This is a genomic window from Gordonia sp. NPDC058843, from assembly GCF_042743165.1.
GTDB lineage: Bacteria > Actinomycetota > Actinomycetes > Mycobacteriales > Mycobacteriaceae > Gordonia.
This window is the reverse complement of sequence record NZ_JBHYNC010000004.1, coordinates 48101-72188: the sequence shown is the minus strand read 5'-3', so window position 1 is coordinate 72188 and position 24088 is coordinate 48101. Positions and strand designations below refer to the sequence as shown.

The following is a 24088-nucleotide window of genomic DNA, read 5'->3' as shown; positions in this document are numbered from 1 at the left end:
CACCCTTCAAGCACAGGAGATTCAGTGAGATCCCTTCGTAGCACCGTTGTCTCGACCGCTCTCGCGGTCGGCCTCGCCCTCGGCCTCGTCGGTTGCAGCACGTCGGAACCGGCATCCGATTCGGCTGCGGGCAGCAGCAGTGTGGTGATCCCCGAGGCGAAGTTCAGTCAGGAACTGCACGATCGATTGCCGCAGTCGGTCCGAGACGCCGGAGTTCTCAAACTTGCCGGCTTCCAGTTCCCGCCCTACGCCTACTACGCCAAGGACGGCACCACTCTGCAGGGGATGTACGTCGAGGTTGCTGCCTCGTTGGAGAAGGTGTTCGGCGTCGACGTCGATTTCACCGTGGAACCGTCCATCGGCGACGTCACGAGCGCGCTCAAGAGCAAGCGCGCCGTGGCCAGCCTGTCGTCGCTGGCCGACCTGTCGACCACCGAGGAGTCGTTCGATTTCGCCGACTGGATCCGCGAGTACGTCGTGTTCCTCGTCAAGAAGGGCAATCCGGAGAAGATCACGGGACTGGAGAGCACGTGCGGTACGACCGTCGCCACGTTGCAGGGCGGACCGTCGGAGAAGGTTCTCAACGACTACACCAAGGAGTGCACGAAGACCGGCCGCGAACCGATCACGATCACGACCTTCGCCGACCAGAATGCAGCGGTGCTCGCAGTACGTTCGGGTCGTGCGGATGCGGCCTTTTCGCAACAGATCCCACTGACGTACTACGTCTCGCAGGACCCGAACTTCGAGCTCGCCGGAGTCAATCAGGCCAACGGGTTCCCCAATCTCTACTTCGGGGCATACGCCCTGAAGGGCGACCCGATCGTCGATACCCTGCTGGGTGCCTTCGAGGCGCTTCGGACCGACGGGCTGTATGACGCATGGCTGCAGAAATACGGCATCGAGTCGAACCGACTCGAGAAGTTCGGCATCAACCTCGCCACGAAGACGCCGGAAACACGATGAGTGCCAACACGATCGAGGCCGGTCACAACGCTCCGGCCATACCGGCCGTTGATGTCGCGAACGCCGTCGCCCGACCGCGACCCGTCCGGTGGTTGCTGGCCTCGGTCGTGCTGGCCGCATCCGCCGCGATCCTCCTCGGTGTCGTACGCAACCCGAACATCGAGTGGTCTGTCGTTCTCGAGTACCTGACCTACCCGTCGATCCTGAAAGGCCTGTGGACGACGGTATGGCTGACGGTGGGTTCGATGGTTCTGGGCACACTCGGCGGTACGCTCCTGGCGCTCGGGCGGAATTCGGCCAACCCACTGTTGCGTGCGCCGGCGGATGTCTACGTCTGGTTCTTCCGCGGCACACCGCTGCTCATCCAACTGATCTTCTGGTACAACTTCGCGATATTCTTACCTCGCATCGAGCTGCACGTCCCGTTCACCGACATCACGGTGCTCTCCGAATCCACCAACGACGTGATCAAGCCGTTGATCGCCGCGTTGCTGGGACTCACATTGCACGAGGCGGCATACATGTGTGAGATCGTTCGCGCAGGCATTCTCAGTGTGTCTCAGGGGCAATCGGAGGCCGCCAAGGTTCTCGGACTCAGCTCCAGTCAGATCTCCCGTCAGATCGTGCTGCCGCAGGCGATGCGCGTGATCATCCCGCCCACCGGCAATCAGGTCATCTCGATGTTGAAAGCAACCTCTCTGGTGTCGGTCATGTCGGTGTTCGATCTGTTCTATTCGGCACAGACGCTCTATACGAACAACGGGAAGATCATCCCGCTGCTCGTGGTCGCCTCACTCTGGTACCTGGTACTGACCAGTGTGCTCTACATCGTCCAGGCTCGCCTCGAGCGCAGATACGGGCGCGGCGTGGCCACCCGTCGTCCCGCGACACGACGACGGATTCCTTTTCAGCGCAACATGTCCGGAGCGACCACATGATCACGGCGACTACAGAGGCCGCGCAAACGACGACAGCTGACCCGCTGCTGCGGGTGGCCGGGGTGAGCAAGAGCTTCGGTGCCCTGCGGGTGCTCGATCACGTCGACCTCTCCGTCGCGAGGGGGGAGGTCCTCGGCATCGTCGGACCGTCGGGTTCAGGAAAGTCGACACTGCTCCGATCGATCAGTCAACTCGAGGAGATCGACAGTGGGGCAATCTGGTTCGACGGAGAGCTGCTCGGCTACGAGACCCGGGGTACGCGGCTCATCCGGCTGCGCGACAGCGACCTGACCCGCCAGCGCCGCCGCACCGGGATGGTATTTCAGCAATTCAACCTGTTCCCGCATCTCACCGCGCTCGACAATGTCATCCACGCACCTATCCATGTGCGCAAGCTGGGTCGCGCGCGTGCTCGCGAACTGGGCATGGAACTGCTCGAGCAGGTCGACCTGGCCGATCGCGCGTCACACTATCCGTCCGAACTCTCCGGCGGCCAGCAACAACGTGTCGCGATAGCCCGCGCGCTCGCCATGGAACCGGACCTCCTCCTGTTCGACGAACCGACATCAGCTCTCGACCCGCACCTCGTCGATGAGGTCCTGCGCGTCATTCGGGGTCTTGCGGCAGCGCGAACCCACACGATGGTCATCGTGACCCACGAGATGAATTTCGCGCGCAAGGTCGCGTCGCGGATCGCTTTCATGGACAAGGGTTCCGTCGTTCGACTGGGCGCACCCGACGATGTGTTCGGCAGTGCGGAACCGGTCATACGCGCGTTCTTCGACAGCCCACATCAGCAGGAATCCATCGCGCGATCCACACACTCGAAAGGAATCACGTGACCACCACACCAGCTCATGTGCTCGTCGTCCCGGCGCGTGCCCCGCAGCGCACGCGAGGCGAAGTCCATGTGCTCATAGGACGGGGAGACACTCCCGCCGTGTACCAACGGTTCGCGGACCGGCTGGCAGCAGACGGGTATGCGGTCCACGTCCGACCCGACGCGGTCACCACTGCCGTCCGGGCCGACGGCGATGTCCCGCAGATCGTCATCGGTATCGATGCCGGCGCGATCCGGGCCGCCGACATCGCCCGGGTGGACCCGTCGGCCATCGATGCCGTCGTTCTCGTCGGGCTGCCCGGACCCGACGACCCCGATTCATCCGCGCTGACCGCCGAACTCGAGATCGAGGCGCGCGCGAGCTGCCCCACTCAACAGGGCAGGTTGCGCGACTCCGCGATCATCACCGCCGGTCAGCTCATCGCCGATCTCCCGCCGTCCGTGGCCTCCGGAACCATCGATGTGCCGGTGCTGGCGCTACACGGCGAGGACGACCGCGTTTCTCCACTCGACACGGCCGATGGGAGATATCGGCAGCTCGGCATCGATCACCTCACGGTCGTGGAGTCGGGGCGTCATGACGTCCTCAACAGCGTCCACCACCGGACTGTGGCGGCGTCCATCGTCTCCTTCCTCGAACAGGTCCGTCACGACGGCCGGGCACCTCTCGCTCAGCGGTCACTCAGCGCGGAGGCCATACGGTGACAACGGATGTGCGGTCGCCACTCATCTCGGCGCGCGAACTGTACGAAGAACTCAACGCACCCTCGCACTCGACTCGAGTCCTGGACGTCCGATGGAGTCTCACCGAACCCGACGGTTCCGAGGCATATGCCGCCGGCCACATCCCGGGTGCCGTGTACGTCGACCTCGAGACCGATCTGAGCGACCACTCGATTCCGGGGCGCGGACGCCACCCGCTGCCCTCGGGTCGGGATCTGCAGGCCGCACTCCGCCGATGGGGGGTGGACGACGGCTCGCGAGTCGTCCTCTACGACGACTGGAACGCAGCGGGATCGAGCCGCGGTCGCTGGGTTCTCCTCGCTGCCGGATTGACCGACGTGGTGGTTCTCGACGGTGGATGGAGAGCGTGGACGCGGGAGGGGTTGCCGGTTCACGAAGGACCCGTCGTCCCTGATCCTGGATCTGTCCACCTCACCTATGACGACCTCGACTCGGGTGTGCTTCGAACCCTGACCCCAGACGAGACGCTGGACCTCGCTGCACGAGGACGACTCCTCGACGCTCGGGCGCCGGAACGCTTCAGTGGCGCCGCCGAGCCCATCGACCCTGTGGCCGGTCACATTCCCGGCGCGCGGAACCTGCCGTTCACCTCCGTGCTCACCGCGGACGGCACGTTCGGGACACCCGATGCGATACGAGAAGCTGTCTCCCAAGCACTCGGATCACCGCCGCCCGGTGGTGTGGTGGGTGCCTACTGTGGTTCGGGTGTGACCGCCGCGGTGCTGTTGACGGCACTCGAGCACGCCGGGCACGACGCGACCGCGCTGTACCCGGGTTCGTGGTCGGAGTGGGCGTCGTCGGGACGTGAGGTCGAGACCGGGCCCTGATGACTGTGGTGGTCCGAGAGATGCAGAGCCTGGTCGGCAAGGCGAATGCTCGCGGCGGTCGTCGAGTCGGGACCCGGGTAGGACCTGCTGCGGTCGTCTGGGCGGGTTGAGCGCGGCTGCGTGCGGGTATGAGTCTTCGCATGACTGACAAGAAGACCGACCCACACACCGAAGAAGCCGGCACCGGACCCGAGGGTGCGAACCCCGACGTGCAATCCGATCCGGCGGAAGGGGAGAAGTCCGGCGACTGGACCGGCGAGGGCGGGGCCACCCAGGACGGTCCCGCCACTGACAACGAGTGACGGCAGAGTGACGCGGTACGAACCGACTGCGGAAGACTCGCTTATCTAGTTACATTAGATTTATGCCGTCGACCACGCCTGGTCTTCGTTCCGCGTCTGGCTCTGGTGGCCGGTAGGGGCATCGACAGCATGCGCCTGCCCGATCCGCTGCGCCCAGACGTCATTCACACCGCCGACATCGAGATCGTGGACATTGCTCCGAATTTCCGGGGCGATGCGGTCGCCACGACCGGGCCGTTCTGCGCTGTGCAGGCCGCCTCGTCGATGCAGATGGCCGGGTCGTCCTGTCGTTGACACCTCTGCAAGTCATCAGTTGTCGACCGCGCATGTCTCGCTGACCTACGGTGGTGCCGGCCATCCAACCGAGGGACCCGACTCGGCCGGACGCGAATCTTCTTGTTCTGCGATTCCGTCCTCACTACTGTGCCGATTGTGTGTGTACTTCTGTGTGTGATCGCCGGTCCGCTCGGGACGGAAACCCGTGCGCGCCGGCACCGGCTGCGCCATGACGAGACTCGGTCTTCGGCCGCCGGCGACTTGGTGATCGGAGAGGGCAAGCGATGTCTGAGGTGATTCTTCGGCACGCGGACGACCGAGACACCGAACGCCTCGTGGTGGTCTGGCGGGCGGCAGTCGAAGCAACCCACCACTTCTTGGAGCCGGCCGACGTCGACGGGTTTGCGAGCCGTCTGCCCACCGAGTTCTTTCCCGCTGTCGAGGTGGTTGTCGCGGAGATCGACGGAGTGGTGTCGGGATTCAGCGGCACCGCGGGCAACCGGCTCGAGATGTTGTTCGTCGACCCTGTGTGGCACGGTCGCGGTGTCGGGACGACTCTGCTGACACGTGCTGTACGTGCTGCCGGTGTCGACGAACTCGACGTCAACGAAGACAACCCCGGGGCCGTCGCCTTCTATCGAGCACGGGGATTCGAGCAGGTGGGGCGCTCGCCGGTGGATGCGGACGGGCGTCCTTTCCCGATCCTGCACTTCCGTCGTGCCGGAGTGAGCGTTTCGGAGTGAGACACACACGCGAGGGCAGGCACGTCCTCGGCGACGGGCGAAAACTCGCGTGGTCGGCCCACGGCTCGGACTCGGGCACTCCGGTTCTGTTCCTTGCCGGGGCGGCGTCGGGGCGAACGATGCTGTTCGGCACCGACGTCCTGGACGAGCTCGACGTCACTCTCGTCACCGTCGACCGTCCCGGTATGGGAGAGTCCGATCACCACGATGGCCGCACGTTGCAGTCGACCGCCGAGGACCTCGCCGACTTCGCCTCGACCTGGGGTGGCCCACTCCCGGTGGTGGCCAACTCGCAGGGTGCTCCGTTCGGTCTCGCGTGTGCGGCGTTGGGTGTCGCTCGCCGACTCGTCCTGGTCTCGCCGGTCGACGAGATCGCCGTCCAACCCTGCCGATCCACGCTGTCCGAGGAGATGCGGGCGATGGTGGACACCGTGCAGGAGGACCCGGGTGCAGCTGAACGGATGTTCGCCGCGCTCGGTCCGGACGGTATGGAGGACATGGTCATCGGTTCCGCGGGCGACGAGGACCGCCGCATCTTCACCCAGTCCGAGTTCCTCGACATGTACCGGCGAGCGCTGCGGGAGGGTTTCGCCAGCGGCGGGGTCGGTTACGCCGTTGACACGCGCATCGCGATGTCGCCGTGGGCGCTGTCGTATGACGAGATCCGCTGTGACGTCCATGTGTTGACCGGCGGTAGGGATCGTCACCATACGACGGACTTCGGAGCGGGCCTGACCGCGCGTGTCGACTCCGCGACGCGCACGGTGGTCGACGGTGCCGGAGGCGCGCTGCTGTGGACGCACGCCCGCTACATCCTGGAGATGGCACTCGGTGGTCCGTTTCGTCCCACACATGCGGGCTTCGAATTGATCGGCGGTCCGGAACAACGCCCCATCGTGCTCGAACCATCGAGCGCTCTATGGCCCCGGCGCTTCGATGCGGAGCGTCGGCGCATCCGCCGAGCGCTCGGCGACCGGGCCCTTCGCATCGATCACATCGGATCGACTGCTGTCCCGGGGTTGCCGGCCAAGCCGATCGTCGACATCGACGTCAGCGTCGGTGATCCAGAAGACGAGGACTCCTACCTGCCTGCACTCGTAGAGGCGGGTTACCGGCTCCGAGTCCGTGAACCCGGGCACCGAATGTTGCGCACCCCTGATCTCGATGTGCACGTTCACGTCTGTCAGGCGGGCGGGAACTGGGAACGTCGGCATCTGTTGTTCCGCGACTGGCTACGCGTCGACGCCCGCGACCGCAACGACTATGCCGAACTGAAAAGACTCCTCGCGCAGCAGGACTGGGCAGACATGAATCAGTACGCGGCTGCAAAGGGCCCGTTGATAGCGAGCATCACCGAACGTGCGGAGTCGTGGGCTACCCGCGCCGGGTGGCAGGTCTCGACGGCGAACCGGTGAAGGCACTCTCGGGACCGGTGGTTCGTCCACGTTGTGGATGCAGCGGGTGCGGTCGGTCCGATCCCAATGCTGGTTCACAGCCCGTTCCGGATCGTGAACCGGAGTGCCGTCATACCGGCGGTGGAGTGGTGCCGAAGATCGGCCAGTAGATTTCTGTGGCGGTGAACGTGGTCGGGTCTGAGGGCGTGCCGCCGAGGTAATGCTCGCGGATCGGCCCCGGGCGGCTGATCAGATGCTCGTTTGCGTAAGTGCCCAGGGCCCCGTAACTGCGGTCGATCCCGTCGTGACCGCCAGAGTGGGTGAGCACCGCGAATTCAGCCCGGGGCAAGACCTCGGCGCGGATGCCCTCCGGGGGGTCGACGGATTCCGGTGCGGGGACGAACAGGGTTGCCTCACCGCGCGATTCGAGGAACAGATCGCGGCCGTAGAGGCCACCCGGCACGACTCCGGACGTCACACCTGCAGCCGTGGCAACTGCGTTCTGCAGTTCGCTCAGCGTCGCCGAGAACCAGCTGTCGAGCTCGGAAACCTCGAGGGTGGCGCCGATGGACCACACGGCGAGCGCAGGTTCATGCCGCACCGCCACGAAAGCGGGGGTGTGCACCGGAGAGAGCAATTCGCGCAGCGCTCCGACGGTGTCCCGAGTCTGCTGCAGCTGCGCCTCCATCTGTTCGAGATGAATCGTGATGATGTCGGTGCGAGTCGTGGCGTCGTCCGTGCTCAGCATCGCCTTGATGTCGGGAATGGACATTCCGAGAGATCGGAACCGTCGGATGATCTGTGCACGGTCGACCTGACTGGTGTCGTAGAAGCGGTAGCCCGTATGGGGATCGATGTGGGCCGGTTCGAGAATCCCGATGTCGTGGTAATGCCGTAACGCCTTCCTGCTCAGGCTGGTCATCACCGCGAAGTCGCCGATCGAAACCTGTGCACCCATCGCGTCCTCCTTGTGATCCGCCGCCCGCGTCACCGCGTGAGGACATCCTGCAGGTTCCCCCTGGGGCAAGGTCAAGCCTTCAGCTAGGGGCCGACAACTGCGCCACCGGTGGGGTTGACCTTCCCCTTGGAGGAACCATCACCGTAGGGGTCATGACCACAGATTGGGATGCTCTCCCGGACACAGTAAAGACGTTCATCACCGCACTCGATGCCCGAGCCGACGACCGAGCGCTTGCCACGTTCACCCCCGATGCCGTCGTGACCGACGAGGGCCGCGACCACACGGGCCGTGACGAGATCAAGTCCTGGCTGGCCACCTCGGTCAGCGAATACACCTATACATCGGAGTTCACGGGCGCCACCAGGACCGCTACGACCGTCGACGTCGGGCAGCAGCTGAAAGGCAACTTCCCCGGTGGGGTCGCCGACTTGCACTACCGCTTCGCGTTGGATGGCGCGCTGATCAGCCGGCTGGTGATCGAGCCATGACGCGACGATGGTTCATCACCGGGGGCACCCCCGGCGGCTTCGGGATGGCATTTGCCGAGGCGGCGCTCGAGACAGGGGACCGCGTGGTACTCACGTCCCGGCGTCCGCGGGAGTTGGCTACGTGGGCCGAGCGGTACGGTGACCGCGTCCTCGTCGTGCCGCTCGATGTCACCGATGCCGCGCAGGTGCTGCGTGCGGTGCGCACAGCCGAGGAGCATTTCGGCGGAATCGACGTACTGATCAACTGCGCAGGCCGCGGCTGGTTCGGATCGATCGAGGGCATGGACGATTCCTCGGTGCGAGCGATGTTCGAGTTGAACTTCTTTGCGGTGTTGTCCGTGACGCGCGCAGTACTGCCGGGGATGCGCGCCCGCGGCGACGGGTGGATCGTCAACGTGAGCTCGGTCGCCGGGCTGGTGGCGGCGACCGGATTCGGTTACTACAGCGCGACGAAGTTCGCCATCGAAGCCGTCACCGAGACGCTACGCGCCGAGGTTGCCGCGCAAGGCATCTCCGTCCTGGCGGTCGAGCCGGGAGCGTTCCGCACGAACGCCTACGCCGGATTCGCCGACGAGCCGGTGGCAGAACCGATTTCGGAGTACCACGAGATGCTCGAGCAGGTGCGCGAGGCGTTCGTGGAAATGGACGGTGTACAGCCCGGCGATCCGCGCCGCGGTGCCCGTGCCGTGATCGCGGCGATGGCGCAGGACCCGCCTCCCCGGCGGCTGGTTCTGGGAAATGGCGGTTTCAACGCAGTGACCGACACGATGGAGGCAGCGTTGGCGGATATCCGAGCGAACGAAACTCTGTCTCGGAGCGTGGATTTTCCCGGCTAGTTCGGAGTTTCATCTGGTGCGGACATCAAGGGCTGCCGTGCGCCCTACGTACCTGACCGGTAGACAATCCCGTCCGCAGGGCCCCGGCAGCATTGCACAGTCATGTCATATGTCGTCGCGGGTCGTGGGACCGGAGGTGGCAATCGTGTCGGCTACTGACAAGAGAGACGAGAGGTCGACTGCGTCAGCGGATCGACAGACCTATGCACCCGCGGGCGAGACCGCGGGGAACAGGAGGTGCTCGACCGTCAAAGCGCTTGGGCCCCAGCCTCTGCGATGGCTTGATCCTGAGCGCCGGAGCCGCCGCTGACCCCGATCGCGCCAACGACCGCTCCGTCGAGCCGTAGCGGGACGCCACCGGCGAAGACGGCGACACGGCCGCCGTTTGTGTGTTGAATGCCGAAGAATTGGCTGTGCGGTTGAGCATGTTCGCTCAGATCGGCCGTGCTGATGTCGAAAGCGCGGGACGTCCATGCTTTGCTGATCGCGATGTCGACGCTGCCGATCCATGCACCGTCCTGGCGTACATGGGTGATGAGATTTCCGCCGCTATCGACAACGGCGACGTTGACGGGTTGACCGATCGCCTCGGCGTGTTCAAGGGCGGCAGCCACAACTTTCTGAGCCTGACTCAGCGTTACGGTGATGGTCATCGTCTTCTCTCTTCGGAGCAGGGGAATTCGCGTGAATGGGCATCGTCAACGCTACCGAGCACGTGCGCAGTAGGGAGTGATGGACGCGGCCTGATCGCAACGACACTCAACAGCCGGCGGGCGACCGCTCGACGAGGGAACAACACCAGATCTCCAGTGGCCGGAATGCGTGTTCACCAAGCGGGAACCGGCTCTGCGACTGCATTTTCAAGGGCACAGCAACCCGTGGGTAGGGCGCGCGACCGAGACCTGCGCGCACGGTCGGGCTGTTTGTAGATGAGATCGCTCGGACAGCGTTGCTTTAGGAACATGTCTGACATAGCGTCCATCGAATGTGCAACCGATCTGCCGCACCCCGCGGCACAGCCACCCGCCCTGAGCTCAGAAGTCTTGAACTGTGCTGAACTTCTATATCAGTACCGCTTACCTGCCGGTGGCGGAGATTCACCACATTGCTCGCGCAGCTGACCGACTCGGGTACCGCGGTCTCGCGATTCCCGAACACGTGGTGAACTTCGCCGAACAGACAACTCCTTACCCGTACACCCGGGATGGCGCGACGCGTTGGGACCCGTTCACCCCGTGGCCGGATCCGTGGGTGCTCATCGGCAGTCTGTCGCAGTGCACCGAGCACCTGCGGTTCGTGACAACAGTGTCGGTTCCGGCGTTGCGAGATCCGTTCACTGCAGCAAAGTCGATTGGCACAGCTGCGCTCATCAGTGCCGGGCGAGTGGAACTCGGCGTAGGAGTGGGGTGGAACAAAGACGAGTTCGAACTCCTCGGTGCCGACTTCGAGGGCCGCGGACGGCGAACGGATGAAATGCTGACCCTGATGCGGAGTCTGTGGGCACCAGGTTGGACGGAATTCGACGGTGAAATGTACTCGACTCCCCGCATCGAGATGTCACCGAGTCCGCCCCACGTGCCGATCTACGTCGGAGGACTGTCGGCTCGGGCACTGCGACGTGCTGCATTCAACGACGGCTGGATAGGCGACCTGACTACCACCGCGGCAGCGATCCAGGTCGCCGGGACTCTCGCGGAGCTTCGCCGAAGCTTGGGTCGCGAAGACCACGACTTCACCATCATCGCACCACTGACGGACGCCCTCAGCGTCGATGACTATCGCACGGCCGAGCGAGGTGGCATCACCGACATTCTGACCATGCCATGGATGTTCTACAGCGGCGCAAACTCTTCCACTGAGCAGAAGATCGCCGGCATGGAGAGGTTTGTCGCCGACATCGTAACCCCACTACAGCGAAAGGGTGGTCGGGCACAACTGCTCTGAGGCGGTGGTCCCGCCACAGATGCCGAAGGCCTGTCGACTGGCAGCGATCACGAGCAACGGAAGCGCCTTCCGCGAGAGCTACTCGCGACCAATGTCAAAGTGTCTGGTCGGCGCTGGTGGATGCGGGAACGCCACGTTCTGTGGTCGTCGGGTGATCAGACCGAGCCTGAAACAGACTGTGTCTCAGCGGCTCGGCGTCGGAATCGATCGGCGACCTCACGTCGAGTGTTGAGGCCCCATTTGGTGTAGATGTGTCTGATGTGGGTGACCACTGTGTGCGGGGAGACCATCAAGTCCTCGGCTATCTGTTGAGTCGTCTGGCCCGCGGCGATGCGTTCTGCGACTTGGCGCTCGCGTGTGGACAGTCCGTCGGTGTCAGCGCTTGCTGCCTTGAGGCGCTTGTTGACCCCGCGTGACCGTAGGATTTGGAGCACTCTGGTGGCGTCGCGAGCCGCTCCGACCTCATCGTAGAGTCGCAGTGCGCGGTCTAAAGATGTTGTTGCTGTTTCTGCCGTGGGGTCGATTGTTCCGGCGGTTTCGAGGACGCGAGCCATCACCAGCGGCCGGGCAACATCGCGAAGCTGGTCGGCAGCTTCCAGCAAGGTCAGTGCTGAGCCTGCTCGGACACCTCGGGTAGCGGTCGCCATCGCAACGATCAGGTTGTTGTCAGGGTTTCGTATCGCTCGTTCGTGGGCGACATCCACGACAAGGTCCAGCCCAGCCTTGTCATCGACTTGCCGGCACATCAGCGAGAGCATGAGGTCATCGGCAAAGTCGGCCGGCGTCGTCATCGAGGGAATGGGCTCGCGGAGTGAACACAGTGCGGTGTCGGCGAAGTCGCGTGCTGCGTCCGGGCGACGCTGGTCGAAGGCTTCGAGGGCGAGGTGCCAGTTGCCGGTTCTCCTGAGTCCTACGCCCTCGGCGAGCTGCCGCACTCGAGGTGAGACAGTTTCGCGAAGTTCGACGTCGCCGGTGTGCAGTGCTATGCGGTGCAGCACGATCCCGGCGGTCGCGTTGGTGAAGTCGCCCAGACCGAGTTGTGCGGAGAGTTCGAGAACGGTTTCGGCTTGTGTGCGAGCCTCGTCGAGGCGTCCGTGGTCGTAGAGCGCGCGGGTGTAGACCATGCGCCAGTAGGTTTCGGCAATGACGTTGTTGGCTGCGTTTGCCTCGGCTAGTCCCTTCTCGGTGAGCTTGATCGCTTCTGCGCAGTGGCCGAGGCTGTTTCGCATGAACGCCATCCACAGCCCTTCCGGTAGCCATAGCCCTGGAATGGAGCCTGCCCGCGCGATCTGGTCGATCGCCTGACGCTGGAGACGGTCTGCCGCACGGAACTGGTTCTGGTAGAACATCAGAACCGACTCGGTTGCATCAATCGTGGCAAGCGCGACTGTGTCGCGGTCGATGTCGGCGATTGCCCGAGCTTGTCGCAGGCTTTCTCGGAGGCCCGCGGCGTCAGCTTTGTTCGCGTGGTTGAGGGCTTGAACGGCCAGTATCTGGACCCTTGTGGGCTCTGCGATTCCTACAATCGCCAGCGCGAGTGTGGTTTCGGCGATGGCGCCGTCGAAGTCTGATTCGGTGAGCTGACGTGCGATGGCCAGATGTACCAGCGCCCGGGAATCCGGGTCGAGTATCGGTGCGAGGGCATCGCTGATGCCGACTGCCTCTTGCATCCGGCCGGCAGAAAGGACGACCGGGAGTAGCCGTGCGATGTGCTCGGCGTGCGCTCGTCGTCCGGCTGCGAGCCGAGCTCCCTCGATGATGAGGTCAGCCGCGCCCTTGATGTCGATGACGGATAGTTGTCGTGCAGCATCGAGGAGTAGCTCTATGGAGTCATCGTCGGCGCTGTCTGCGACGGATGCCACTCTCGCCGCGAGAGCGGCGATGTTTTCCCCCGCCGCGAGTCGCTTGTGGATGATCTCGCGGGTCACCGCGCGACGCAGGGTGGGGGACAGGCTGTTCCAGGCTGCGGACTGCACGGTGTCGTGTCGAAAGGCGAGCGATGTACCAGAGTCGACGATGAAGCCCTGATCGAGGAGTTCTTGAATGGCCGGCGCTGCGGTGATCGCTGACTGTCCGAGGGCATCGAGAACGCCACCGATCGGGAACTCGCGCCCGTACACGCTGCCGATCTGGGCGATTCGAAGCGCTTCAGGGCTCAGTTGACGAAGACGTTCCCGGGCTGAGGAACCGAAACGCGAGGGGAGTACCTCGGTTTCGAGGTCAACGCCACCGCGTACAGATACCAGCAGGCCGTCTTCTTGGAGTCCACGCAGCAACTCCAAGACAAGGAGCGGCAATCCCACGGCGCGTTCGACAGCGCTCTGCACCCCTGGGCCCGGTGCGCTTCCGAGGGCATCTCTTGTCATTGCCCATACGGCGTCTGCGTCAAGTGCCTCAACGCTGACATGGTGTGGACCATCGACGAATTGGGTCATGAAGCGCTGCTGTGCGCGGCCATACCGTCCAGACCGGGTAGCCATGAGCCAGTACACCGGCACACCCAACAGGTCGTTGATGAGCGCGGTGATCGTCGCCAGTGAACCCGCGTCCAACCACTGCACGTCGTCGATGATGACCACGGCGCCGGATTCGTTGGCTGCTGCCTCGAGCGCGTCGGCGATCACACGGGTTGCCCAATACTGCGGTGCCGCCGCCGACCGCAGTGCCGCTTCCAGATCGGACCGAGCTACCAGCGGAGAGTCCGTGCGCGTGGCGGCATCGATGAGAGCACCGAGCGGAGTCATCGACGAATCGATGTCCGGTGCGACGACCATGACAAAGCAACCCAGCGAGGTCGCCTTCTCGTAGGCGTGTTGCAGCAGGCGTGTCTTCCCGATCCCGGGTTCGCCCGACAGCATCGTGATGGCACGATTTCCCGATCGGACTGCCTCGATTCCCAGCTCGATCGCTCGGGCTTCGGCCCCCCGACCGCGAAGCGGTAAGCAGTACCGTTCGGCGGCACTGCCGGCAAGTGCCTGATGGGCACCGGGGCGCGGCGACGTTGACTCAGCCATGGATCGGCCCAGGCGGCTGATGGCGTCGGTGTGGGTTACGCACTGTGTCAGTTTCCTACAGACCGGCTCAAGCGTCATTCCCGGTCACAGCATCGCGCCGCTACCAGGTAGCAGGTGGTGCCACTACCGGGCCGCGGTACATGCGATGTTCCGGTCGCGTTCGGGGGATGTGACGTCTGCGGTCTCGATCCTAACGTTCTGGCAACGAGCACGGGCTCGTGGCAGCCCTCGGGCGGCCGGCACCCCACACGACACAGCAAGGAATGAACCCATGACTGCAACACCTCGTCCCGACCTGCAGCTCTCGCACGCAGTGGTCACCGCCGATGTGACGGCGCCGTTCGAGCACGTCGACATCGAGCAGTGGCTCAAGACCCTGCCCACGCACGAGTACCAGCGCTGCGCGCCGGGCGATCACAAGGCCGCGGGATACACAGTCGACGACGACGGAACCCCGATGTCGATCAACGTCGAGATGATCGGCACGGGCCTGGTCATCCAGCAGTACCGCTTCGAGGTCGCCAGCAAGCACTACTGCAAGATGGTCTCGCTCTCGGACGTTCTCACCCCCGGGGGGTGGACGTCGACGCAGGTCATCTGGGAGCTCGGCATCGAGCAGCTCGAGGGTGATCAGCTCCGCTACGTCAATACGGTGACCTCGCATCCGACCGAGGAGTTCCTCGAGTTCATCACCGGCAGCGGGCAGACGTTCGAAGAGGCCGCCGCCGCTCGTCAGGAGGCCTCCGGCAAGCACTGCGAACTCGAGACTCCCCATTACGCGCAGAGCATCGGAAATTTTGCGAAGGCCCGCGCCGCGGAAGCCGCGGCTGCCTGACGCCGCCGCCCGCCAGGTTCAGACGACACACATGGCAACGCAGAACGAGTGCATCGGCCACCACAGCATCGACGACCACGAGCACGGTACCGGTTGCGGTCACGAGGCGGTTCCGCACGGCGATCACATCGACTACATCCACGGTTCACATCGCCATGCCCTGCACGGCGAGCACTACGACGAGCACTGACGAGGCGGTGAGCGGAGGAGCTCGGGCGCTCCTCCGGTCACCGCACAACACACCCATCCAGAAAGAGAACCACCGCGATGTCATCAGCGATACGTTTCGATCGCCCGGGCGCCCCCGAAGTCCTGCGTCTGGTCCCTGTGGACCACCTCGAACCGGGGCCGACCGAGGTGCTCATCGCGGTCGAGGCTGCCGGCGTGAACAACGCCGACCTTCTCGAGCGGCGGGGGCACTACCCGGTCCCGCCAGGTGCCCCCGCCGGACTGGGCCTCGAATGCGCCGGCACCATCGCCGCCGTCGGGCGTGAGGTGACCGCTTGGAAAGCAGGGGACCGGGTGTGCGCGCTGCTGACCGGCGGGGGCTACGCCGAGCAGGTAGTGGTTCCCGCAGTCCAGGTCATGCCGGTACCTCGGGGACTGACGATGATCGAGGCGGCCTCTTTTCCCGAGGTCGCGTGCACGGTGTACTCGAATCTCGCGATGATCGCCGGCTTGACGGCCGGCCAATCGGTTCTCATCCACGGGGCCGGTGGCGGCATCGGAGCGTTTGCGACCCAGTGGGCGGCCGCGATCGGCGCACGGGTCATCGCAACCGCGGGAAGCGACAGTAAGGTCGAGGCCGCCCTCACCATGGGTGTGAGCAAAGCGATCAATTACCGCACAGGCGATTTCGTCACCGCCACCCTGAATGCGACCGGCGGCCGCGGTGTCGATGCCATCCTCGACGTCGTCGGCGCGCCGTACTTGGAGCGCAATGTACGCAGTCTCGCTGCTGACGGGCATCTGATCGTCATCGGTGGCTCGATGACGCCGATCTCGTTCGATTTGTGGGAACTCGCGTCCAGGCGGGCGAGTGTGAGTGCAACGATGCTGCGTGGCCGTCCCACGGCGCAGAAGGCGGAGATTGTCGCGGGCGTCACGCGAGACGTCATCCCGTTGATCGAAGCCGGAAAGATCAGGCCCGTCATCGATGCCGTTTTCCCGTTGGCCCAGGCCGGTCGCGCACACGAACGGTTGGAGGCCGGTCAGACCGTCGGCAAGGTTGTCCTCGAAATCGGCTGACAGCACAACGCCACATGGCGACCTCGTCTGGGACCGGGTCGCGCCGTGACAGGGCACCATCCTCATCCGCACGATTGTCTGGGAGTTCGCATGGCCGGGAACGATTTCGACGAGATCCGAGGGCGCGGAGCGCCCGGTGCGGTTCCGCCCGGATGCGGGCCAGGGCAGGGCAGGCGACCGAAGCAGAAAGACGATCACCAGCCTTCTGCCGGCTGGGGCGCGGCGATGAGCGTCGGCAAAGTGCTGCTGCGCAGCGGGCAGGTGATCTCGGGCAGCAAGTCGATGCTGGCGATGAATCATGAAAACGGCGGGTTCGATTGCCCTGGGTGCGCGTGGCCAGACGACCGCAACGGCCTGCACCTGGACCTGTGCGAGAATGGCATCAAACACGTCACGTGGGAGATGACCAGAGGTCGCGTCGACCGTAGGTTCTTCGACTCGCACACCGTGACGGAACTGTGCGGGTGGAGTGACCACGCGCTGGAGAAGCAGGGGCGTCTGACCGAACCCATGGCTTACGACTCCGAGACCGACAAGTACGTGCCCATCTCATGGAGCGAGGCGTTCACGCTGGTCGGAAAGACATTGCGCGCGTTGCCCGATCCGAACATGGCGTCGTTCTACACCTCAGGCCGACTGAGTAACGAAGCAACGTTCCTGTATCAATGGTGGGCACGCGAGTACGGCACCAACAATCTCCCTGACTGTTCCAACATGTGCCATGAAGCCAGTGGGCGTGCGCTTCAAGCAGCCCTGGGGACCGGCAAAGGCACAGCCGACATCGACGACTGGGACGCCGCTGAGCTGATCATCGTGATGGGCGTCAACGCGGCGTCGAACGCACCGCGCATGCTCACCGCGCTCGCCGGAGCACACCGGCGGGGCGCACAGATCGTCCACGTCAATCCACTCAAGGAGGCGGCCTCACGCCGCACGATCGTCCCCCACGAGTTCGGGTCGATGGCCACCTTTCACACCACCCCCACAGGGACCCTCGACATCCAGCCCCGCATCGGGGGAGACCTGGCGTTGCTGCGCGGCGTCGCCAAAGCGCTGTTCGAGTGGCACGACACAGATCCCACCGTCATCGACACCTCGTTCATCGCCGACCACACCCACGGCTTCGACGACTACAAGGCCTGCTGCGATGGCGAAGCGTGGGCCGATATCGTGCATCAGTCCGGCGTCGCCGAGGACCAGATACGGCGCTTCGCCGACCTCTACCGGAAGTCATCGCGCACGATCATCAGCTGGTGTCTGGGGCTGACACAGCAAGAACACGGAGTAGACACCGTCAGGGAGATCGTCAACCTTCTGATGCTGAAGGGAAACATCGGCCGACCAGGAACCGGTCCCTCACCCGTTCGCGGCCACAGCAATGTCCAAGGAAATCGCACCTGCGGGATCGACCACCGCCCGACCACGGAGTTCCTCGATGCGCTCGCCTCGGAATGCGGTTTCGACCCGCCGCGCGCCCACGGCCTCGACACCGTCGCAACCATCGAGAAGATGCACGACCGACAGGTGTCGGTGTTCGTGGGCATGGGCGGCAACTTCGCCATGGCCACACCGGATCCGACGTACACCTTCGCGGCTCTGCGCCGCTGTAGTCTGACCGTTCACGTCAGCACGAAACTCAACCGTAGCCACCTCGTCCACGGAACTAACGCGCTCATCCTCCCGTGCATCGGACGGACTGAACGTGACGACCAACGGAGCGGTCCGCAGAGCATCAGTGTCGAAGATGCGATGAGCCGAGTGCACCTGTCGCGAGGCTCGAGGCAACCTCCGTCCGATCAGGTGCTGTCCGAACCTGCGATCATCGCCGGGCTGGCCTCGGCGACCCTGCCCCACAGCACCACCGAGTGGCAGGGCTACGTGGAGGACTATGACCGGATCAGAGACATCATGTCCCGTGTCATCCCGGGATTCGAGAACTTCAACAACCGGGTGCGTGAGCGCAACGGATTCCGGATCAGGCAACCTGCCCGCGAACTCGACTTCCGCACCCCCTCGCGTCGGGCCGAATTCTCCTGCGCCTCTATGCAAGACGTGCTGCCGCCCACCGGATATCTGATGCTGGGAACGATGCGGTCCCACGACCAGTGGAACACCACCATCTACTCCGACGATGATCGATACCGCGGAGTCGAGAACCTGCGAACCCTGGTGTTCATGAACCGGGCCGACATGACACGACTGGGCGTGAGTGAACTGGGCGCCGTGGACATCACCAGCTATGCCAAGGATGGAAGTACCAGGCGCGTATTCGGCTACAGCGCAGTGGCATACGATATCCCCGCCGGCAACGCGGCCGGGTACATGCCCGAGCTGAACGTCCTGTGCCCGATCGGCGACTACAGCACCCAGAGCGGTCAGCCGTTGATGAAACACCTCACTGTGCGAATCACCCCTGCCGATGTCGGATAGACCCGCACGGCTCGCCGGAATGGACCACTGATGAACCCTTCGACCAACGACGAGCGCAGACCACGCCGACTCGACATCGGCGTGGTGACGTCGTCGGCCACTCTCGCCGTCGCGTGTGGTGCGGTGTACGTACTGATGACGAACTGGCTTGGCCCCGCACTCACCGAGTCGACGGACTCCCACGCAATAGGGGCGATGTGGGCTGTGATCTCGACGATATTCGTCTTTCGATGCCGCCTCGCAGATCGGTTGGACGACGCCAGGATCCGATTGTCCTCGACTGCATTGAGCTTGGCGATCTGTCTGGCGTACCTTTCGATCTTCCCGGCGACCGCCGTCGGGATCGGCGCCGTGGTCGGGGTGAGCAGTCTGCTCGCCATCGGACTCGGCAGGCCCCAAGACGCCGCCCTCACGGCGATCACCTCGACGGTCGTGCTGGTCGTGGCACAACTCGGTCGACCCACACCGGAATGGGTGCAACCCCTGCTCCGGCTGGTGGACACCGCAGTCGGCGTCGCTGTGGGTCTCGCCGCAGCTGCCGTGCTCACATCGATGACTCGCCGCTTCCGAGACAAAGTGGTGCACGGCTCGGCTCCATCCGACTAGGTGTGCCGAGCTCGCGAATGTACCCGCACCATCCCCGGCCGGCGAGTGACGACGTCTCCGACTCGTGATTCATCAGTACGACAACAGTTGTGAGAGAGCAGGTTTGCAAATGAGTGACCAATTGGCCGATATGGCGATCCTCGTGCGAGGACGCCGGCTCCGATGCTGTACGCCATCGGAGGGGGTTGCGCGATGAGCTCGCCAGAGGCTGCGCTCGGTCTGGGTGTCGTTCGGGGCCGGCAGCGTGAGATGACGCTTCGTATCGCTCTTGCTGATGATGACGTGCTGTTGCGGGAGGGTTTGGCCAGCCTGCTCACCACCGCGGGTCAGGAGGTGGTCGGCCAGGCCGGTGACGCCGAGGGACTCCTGGCTGTGGTCGCGGACCGTCGACCGGATCTCGCGGTCGTGGATATCAGAATGCCTCCGTCGCATTCCGCTGAGGGGCTCGATGCCGCGCTGCGGATCCGCCGTGAGTATCCCGGTGTCGGCATCCTCCTGCTGTCGGCGCATGTCGATGTCGAGCAGGCGCTGGAACTGCTGGAGACCGGCCAGAGTATCGGCTACCTGCTCAAGAGCAGGGTCACCGATGTCGGCGACTTCGTGGACACAATCTGGCGCATCGCCAACGGCGCCTCGGTGATGGACCCGGCGCTGATTCACGAACTCGTGGCGGCACGACGACGCAATGACCCGCTCGGGGCGCTGAGCGCCCGAGAACGAGAGGTGCTGACACTGATGGCCGAAGGCCTGTCGAACAGCGGCATCGGCCGTCGTTTGTGGATCACCGAGGGAACCGTTGAGAAGCATGTGCGCAGCATCTTGACCAAACTCGATTTGTCCGAGACAGCTGACGATCATCGCCGTGTACGCGCGGTGATCATGTTTCTCGACGCCGGCACCTGACAAGCACGCCGGGTTGACGCGCTGCTCACTGCGCGTCGGCGAGTGCCGATCGGACTCGATCGGCGGACAGCGAGAACTTCGGTACAAAGCCGATGGCCGAGCTGGCGTCGATCATGTCGGTGAACTCGTCGTGATTGTGAGTGGATATCAGCACGACCGCCGGCTCGACCGCCAGAGCGTGAAGGGCGTCGGCGACGTCGAACCCACTTTCTCCGCCGAGATCGATGTCGACGAGCGCGACGTCGGGGTGGGTGGTTTCAGATTGGCTCACAGCGTCGGCGAGCGTCGAGGCGGTTCCGACCACCGTGATCCCGCCGGATTCGAGCATCCCGCGAGCCGCGGTGCGGAAAGGGGCACTGTCATCAACGATCAAGCACCGCAGTCGGGAGGGGTTCATATGTCCAGCGTGACAGAAACCGGCGGACGGGCCATGCCCGCTAGCCGGAAGATCGAGCACGGCACATGGTGGGACCGCATCGCGACGGTGGTACTGCGCCCGACTTCCCCGTCGTTGACGTTGGGCGTGGTCACAGCTGCGACCCTGATCGCGGTCGAGGCGGTGGTTGTGCACTGGCTCAAACAGCTGTCTCCGGAGAACGCGTTCGGCGCACTCTTCCTGTTCGGGGTCTTGGTGGTGTCGGCGGGTTGGGGCTTTCGGCTGGCGCTGGCCACGTCGGTGGCCAGCGCCGCTGCCTACGTGTGGGTCCACGCTTTGGAAGGCAGCGGCAGCGTTGTGCCCGCGGCCGTGGTGTTCTCCATCCTCGCGCTGCTGACAAACCTGCTGGTCGGTCAATCGCGTCGGCGAGCATTGGAGTCCGACCAGCGGCGCCGCGAAGCGGATCTGTCTGCGACATTGGCGCGCACGGTGTTGCGCGCTGCGGATTCGCCCGGGGCGCTCGCCGCGGCGAGCGCCCGCCTGTCCGAGGTACTCGAGTTGTCGGACCCAGGAGCGGTCCTCGGGAACGCAGACGCCCAGTGCGGCCCCCACCAGGAGTGCATCCTCCTCTTCGATGACGACAGGCCGGTGGGCTCCCTGATGGTGCCCACAGATATCAGTGCTTCCGAGCGTCGGCGAGTCCTGCGCATGGTGCCCAATCTCGAGGCGCTGCTCGCCGCGGCCCGCGACCGCGAGGTTCTCCACAACCGGACCGTCACGATGGCCCGCCAGCAGGCGGCGCTGCGCCGCGTTGCCACCTTGGTTGCCAGCCGAGTCGAACCGAGCGAGGTATTCCGGGCGGTCACCGATGAGTTGGCCGATGAGCTCGGTGTCGAGCACGTCACGGTGGTGCACTTCGCAAGCTCCGGGAGCTGCGAGATCCTGGCCGCCCGTGACGAGGGGGCAGGTGCAGAGTCATACGGGCTCGCAGTTGGCGAACGAATAGCATTGGGCGGCAACAATATAGTCACCATAGTCTTCGATACCGGTGAGATGGCGACCTTGGAGTACTCCGGTGCCAACGGGCCCATCGGCGAACGCCTCAAACGCCGGGGTATCCGCTCGGGCATCGGCGTGCCGATCGTCGTAGAAGGCCATCCTTGGGGCGCGGTCATCGTCGGAATCACTCACCGATCCGCCCCGCTGGACCTACGTCTGCGACTGACCGACTTCGCCGACCTGGTCGCCCGTGCGGTCTTCAACAACGAATCGCGTGCAGCGTTGAACCGATCGCGTGCCCGCGTCATCGGCGCAGCCGACCAGGCGCGCCGCGCCATCGAACGAGACCTGCACGACGGGGCGCAGCAGCGCATCGTCTCCCTCGGGATGGACCTGCGTGCGGTGCAGGCCACTGTCCCGGACGAACAGTCGGATCTGCGCCGCCGGCTCGACACCGCCGTGGACTCGCTTTCGCAGATCCACTCCGACCTCCAGGAGCTGTCCCGCGGTATCCACCCGGCGATCCTGTCCCGCGGCGGGCTCGCACCAGCGCTGAAAACGCTTGCCCGCCGGTCGCCGGTGCCTGTGTCGCTGGACGTCTCGGTGTCCGGCCGACTCCCCGAGCCGGTGGAGGTGACGGCCTACTACGTGGTGGCCGAGGCGCTGACGAACACCGCCAAGTACGCGCAGGCCTCCGAGGTGAGCGTTACCGCACTGATCGATGACGACGGGGTCCTGGTGTTGTCCGTAGTCGACGACGGGGTCGGGGATGCACTGCCCGACAGGGGGTCTGGGCTGGTAGGGCTTCGCGACCGTGTCGAGGCGGTCGAGGGGACATTCAGTGTCACCAGCCCACCCGGTGTCGGCACGAACGTGCGCGCCACGATTCCGGTGGCCGGTACCGCTTCACTGGGCAATACCGGCTAGCCGGAAAGGCCGTCACCGGTCAGCCGCGGGTCAGGTTGGCGGTCAGCATCGACGACATCGTCGACGGTACGGACAAGTCTTGAGGTCACCGAGACGAACACTGACCAGGAGAACGAATCATGCCGTACATCACCACCACCGATGGCACCGAGATCTACTACACCGAGCAGGGCGCCGGGCAGCCCGTGCTGTTGAGCCATGGGTGGCCGCTGTCATCGGATGCCTGGCAGGTCGAGATGAAGCTGCTCGCTGACGCCGGCTACCGTGCGATCGCGCACGACCGCCGCGGTCACGGTCGCTCCGCCAAGACCGGCTCTGGCAATGACATGGACACCTACGCCAAGGATCTCGCTGAGCTGGTCGAGGCGCTCGATCTGCGCGACCTGGTCCTGATCGGGCACTCGACCGGCGGCGGGGAGGTCGTGCGGTACGCGGCCCAGTACGGCAAGGGGCGCGTCGCCAAGATCATCACCGCCGGAGCGGTGCCTCCCTTGATGGTGCAGACTCCGGACAACCCCGAGGGCACCCCGATCGAGGTGTTCGACGGCATCCGCCAAGGCGTACTCACCGACCGGTCGCAGTTCTACCAGGACCTCGCCGAGTCCTTCTACGGCGCCAACCGTGACGGCGCTCAAGTGTCCCAGGGGGCGAAGGATGACTTCTGGCGTCAGGGCATGCTGGTCAACCTCGCCGCCGCCTACGACTGCGTGAAGGCCTTCTCCGAGACCGACCAGACCGAAGATCTCAAGGCCATCGAGGTCCCGATGCTCATCGTCCAGGGCGACGACGACCAGATCGTGCCGATCAAGGCTGCTGCGGAAAAGGCCATCAAGCTGGTTCGAAACGGCACCTTGAAGGTCTACTCGGGTGCCCCCCACGGTATCTACGGCGAGTACCAGAAGGCTCTCGACGCCGACATTCTCGCGTTCATCGCCGACTGATCTCACGCTCCGGACCGGCGGGGCGGCTCGTAGCTCTTCCCGTCGGTCCGGTCCTTCAATGCCAGACCAGTTGTCTGAGAATGGATCTCCCGATGAATATCGACAAGTCGATCAAAGCGTCCATCCCGCCGAGCGGCGCTGGGTGCGCCGATTGTGAGGCCTTGGGGTCGTGGTGGTTTCACCTGCGTCGCTGCGCCGAATGCGGCCACGTCGGTTGCTGTGATGAGTCGCTGAACCATCACGCCAGCAGCCACGCCGAACTCACCGGCCACGCGATCATCCAGAGTTACGAACCAGGCGAGGACTGGTTCTACGACTTCGCCACCGACAAGACGTTCGCCGGCCCGGCACTGGCCGAGCCGAACTCCCACCCCCACGACCAAAGCGTGCCCGGTCCCCGAGCGCGCGTCCCCCGCGATTGGATCGCTCAACTCAACCACGCCAACCGCGGCTGAGTTGCCGACCGCATCGGTCCGATCACCCTGAGTTCTGTTGCTTTGCAATCGACTTGACCAACCAGAACCTCGCATCCGCGTGGATGTGGGAGAC

25 protein-coding genes are annotated in these 24088 nt (G+C 64.6%); 21 read left to right on the top strand and 4 right to left on the bottom strand.

Features of this window, described 5'->3' with window-relative positions; all coding sequences use genetic code 11:
• Positions 1 to 24 precede the first annotated feature (24 nt).
• From ACFW3F_RS04405 to ACFW3F_RS04365, 9 genes are all read left to right on the top strand, one after another.
• Positions 25 to 966 carry a transporter substrate-binding domain-containing protein gene (locus tag ACFW3F_RS04405; protein ID WP_388054696.1) on the top strand — a complete coding sequence of 314 codons (942 nt, stop codon included), beginning with the start codon at positions 25 to 27 and terminating at the stop codon, positions 964 to 966.
• On the top strand, positions 963 to 1904 hold the full coding sequence (locus ACFW3F_RS04400) for an amino acid ABC transporter permease (protein WP_388054694.1): 942 nt from the start codon (positions 963 to 965) through the stop codon (positions 1902 to 1904). Before ACFW3F_RS04405 ends, ACFW3F_RS04400 begins: the two co-directional genes overlap by 4 nt.
• Positions 1901 to 2746, top strand: coding sequence for an amino acid ABC transporter ATP-binding protein (locus ACFW3F_RS04395; protein WP_388054692.1), 846 nt, complete (start codon positions 1901 to 1903; stop codon positions 2744 to 2746). Before ACFW3F_RS04400 ends, ACFW3F_RS04395 begins: the two co-directional genes overlap by 4 nt.
• Positions 2743 to 3450 carry an alpha/beta hydrolase gene (locus tag ACFW3F_RS04390; RefSeq protein ID WP_388054690.1) on the top strand — a complete coding sequence of 236 codons (708 nt, stop codon included), beginning with the start codon at positions 2743 to 2745 and terminating at the stop codon, positions 3448 to 3450. Before ACFW3F_RS04395 ends, ACFW3F_RS04390 begins: the two co-directional genes overlap by 4 nt.
• The gene (locus tag ACFW3F_RS04385; RefSeq protein ID WP_388054688.1) at positions 3447 to 4316 is read left to right on the top strand and encodes a sulfurtransferase; all 870 of its coding nucleotides are present in this window, start codon (positions 3447 to 3449) and stop codon (positions 4314 to 4316) included. The genes ACFW3F_RS04390 and ACFW3F_RS04385 overlap by 4 nt, the downstream gene beginning before the upstream one ends.
• 140 nt (positions 4317 to 4456) lie before the next feature.
• Complete coding sequence (locus ACFW3F_RS04380) at positions 4457 to 4618, top strand: hypothetical protein (RefSeq protein ID WP_197505590.1); 162 nt, start codon at positions 4457 to 4459, stop codon at positions 4616 to 4618.
• 129 nt (positions 4619 to 4747) lie between these two features.
• A complete protein-coding gene (locus ACFW3F_RS04375; protein ID WP_388054686.1) occupies positions 4748 to 4912 on the top strand; it encodes a hypothetical protein in 165 nt (54 codons plus the stop codon).
• A 266-nt stretch (positions 4913 to 5178) separates the two neighbouring features.
• Positions 5179 to 5637, top strand: a complete 459-nt coding sequence (locus ACFW3F_RS04370; RefSeq protein ID WP_388054684.1) for a GNAT family N-acetyltransferase — start codon at positions 5179 to 5181, stop codon at positions 5635 to 5637.
• Positions 5634 to 7052, top strand: coding sequence for a GrpB family protein (locus ACFW3F_RS04365; RefSeq protein WP_388054682.1), 1419 nt, complete (start codon positions 5634 to 5636; stop codon positions 7050 to 7052). The genes ACFW3F_RS04370 and ACFW3F_RS04365 overlap by 4 nt, the downstream gene beginning before the upstream one ends.
• A gap of 109 nt (positions 7053 to 7161) precedes the next feature.
• Here the strand turns inward: ACFW3F_RS04365 and ACFW3F_RS04360 are convergent, their stop codons facing one another.
• A complete protein-coding gene (locus ACFW3F_RS04360; RefSeq protein ID WP_388054680.1) occupies positions 7162 to 7989 on the bottom strand; it encodes a MerR family transcriptional regulator in 828 nt (275 codons plus the stop codon).
• Positions 7990 to 8141: 152 nt separating this feature from the next.
• Between ACFW3F_RS04360 and ACFW3F_RS04355 the strand changes: the two genes are divergently transcribed.
• Together ACFW3F_RS04355 and ACFW3F_RS04350 are read left to right on the top strand one after the other, a co-directional pair.
• Positions 8142 to 8480 carry a nuclear transport factor 2 family protein gene (locus tag ACFW3F_RS04355; RefSeq protein ID WP_388054679.1) on the top strand — a complete coding sequence of 113 codons (339 nt, stop codon included), beginning with the start codon at positions 8142 to 8144 and terminating at the stop codon, positions 8478 to 8480.
• On the top strand, positions 8477 to 9316 hold the full coding sequence (locus ACFW3F_RS04350) for an SDR family NAD(P)-dependent oxidoreductase (protein ID WP_388054677.1): 840 nt from the start codon (positions 8477 to 8479) through the stop codon (positions 9314 to 9316). The genes ACFW3F_RS04355 and ACFW3F_RS04350 overlap by 4 nt, the downstream gene beginning before the upstream one ends.
• 248 nt (positions 9317 to 9564) lie before the next feature.
• Here ACFW3F_RS04350 and ACFW3F_RS04345 read toward each other — a convergent pair whose 3' ends face one another.
• Positions 9565 to 9969, bottom strand: a complete 405-nt coding sequence (locus ACFW3F_RS04345) for a heme-binding protein (RefSeq protein WP_388054675.1) — start codon at positions 9967 to 9969, stop codon at positions 9565 to 9567.
• Positions 9970 to 10369: 400 nt separating this feature from the next.
• On the opposite strand from ACFW3F_RS04345, the gene ACFW3F_RS04340 reads away from it, so the two are divergent.
• A complete protein-coding gene (locus ACFW3F_RS04340) occupies positions 10370 to 11260 on the top strand; it encodes a TIGR03619 family F420-dependent LLM class oxidoreductase (protein WP_388054966.1) in 891 nt (296 codons plus the stop codon).
• A 155-nt stretch (positions 11261 to 11415) separates the two neighbouring features.
• Here ACFW3F_RS04340 and ACFW3F_RS04335 read toward each other — a convergent pair whose 3' ends face one another.
• A complete protein-coding gene (locus ACFW3F_RS04335; RefSeq protein ID WP_388054674.1) occupies positions 11416 to 14274 on the bottom strand; it encodes an AAA family ATPase in 2859 nt (952 codons plus the stop codon).
• A 271-nt stretch (positions 14275 to 14545) separates the two neighbouring features.
• On the opposite strand from ACFW3F_RS04335, the gene ACFW3F_RS04330 reads away from it, so the two are divergent.
• From ACFW3F_RS04330 to ACFW3F_RS04305, 6 genes are all read left to right on the top strand, one after another.
• Positions 14546 to 15109 carry a hypothetical protein gene (locus tag ACFW3F_RS04330; protein ID WP_388054672.1) on the top strand — a complete coding sequence of 188 codons (564 nt, stop codon included), beginning with the start codon at positions 14546 to 14548 and terminating at the stop codon, positions 15107 to 15109.
• A 31-nt stretch (positions 15110 to 15140) separates the two neighbouring features.
• Positions 15141 to 15299 carry a hypothetical protein gene (locus ACFW3F_RS04325; protein ID WP_064570166.1) on the top strand — a complete coding sequence of 53 codons (159 nt, stop codon included), beginning with the start codon at positions 15141 to 15143 and terminating at the stop codon, positions 15297 to 15299.
• Positions 15300 to 15376: 77 nt separating this feature from the next.
• A complete protein-coding gene (locus ACFW3F_RS04320) occupies positions 15377 to 16357 on the top strand; it encodes an NAD(P)H-quinone oxidoreductase (protein ID WP_388054670.1) in 981 nt (326 codons plus the stop codon).
• Positions 16358 to 16447: 90 nt separating this feature from the next.
• Positions 16448 to 18787: an FdhF/YdeP family oxidoreductase gene (locus tag ACFW3F_RS04315; RefSeq protein ID WP_388054668.1), complete on the top strand. Its 2340-nt coding sequence runs from the start codon at positions 16448 to 16450 to the stop codon at positions 18785 to 18787.
• A gap of 30 nt (positions 18788 to 18817) precedes the next feature.
• A complete protein-coding gene (locus tag ACFW3F_RS04310; RefSeq protein WP_388054667.1) occupies positions 18818 to 19393 on the top strand; it encodes an FUSC family protein in 576 nt (191 codons plus the stop codon).
• 249 nt (positions 19394 to 19642) lie between these two features.
• Positions 19643 to 20296 carry a response regulator gene (locus ACFW3F_RS04305; protein ID WP_388054964.1) on the top strand — a complete coding sequence of 218 codons (654 nt, stop codon included), beginning with the start codon at positions 19643 to 19645 and terminating at the stop codon, positions 20294 to 20296.
• Between the two features lie 25 nt (positions 20297 to 20321).
• Here the strand turns inward: ACFW3F_RS04305 and ACFW3F_RS04300 are convergent, their stop codons facing one another.
• The gene (locus ACFW3F_RS04300; protein ID WP_388054665.1) at positions 20322 to 20693 is read right to left on the bottom strand and encodes a LytR/AlgR family response regulator transcription factor; all 372 of its coding nucleotides are present in this window, start codon (positions 20691 to 20693) and stop codon (positions 20322 to 20324) included.
• 33 nt (positions 20694 to 20726) lie between these two features.
• Between ACFW3F_RS04300 and ACFW3F_RS04295 the strand changes: the two genes are divergently transcribed.
• The 3 genes from ACFW3F_RS04295 (at position 20727) to ACFW3F_RS04285 (ending at position 23994) form a co-directional block, all read left to right on the top strand.
• Positions 20727 to 22598, top strand: coding sequence for a GAF domain-containing protein (locus ACFW3F_RS04295; protein WP_388054663.1), 1872 nt, complete (start codon positions 20727 to 20729; stop codon positions 22596 to 22598).
• Positions 22599 to 22717: 119 nt separating this feature from the next.
• The gene (locus ACFW3F_RS04290; protein ID WP_388054661.1) at positions 22718 to 23539 is read left to right on the top strand and encodes an alpha/beta fold hydrolase; all 822 of its coding nucleotides are present in this window, start codon (positions 22718 to 22720) and stop codon (positions 23537 to 23539) included.
• Positions 23540 to 23631: 92 nt separating this feature from the next.
• Positions 23632 to 23994, top strand: a complete 363-nt coding sequence (locus tag ACFW3F_RS04285) for a UBP-type zinc finger domain-containing protein (protein WP_388054659.1) — start codon at positions 23632 to 23634, stop codon at positions 23992 to 23994.
• Positions 23995 to 24088 lie beyond the last annotated feature (94 nt).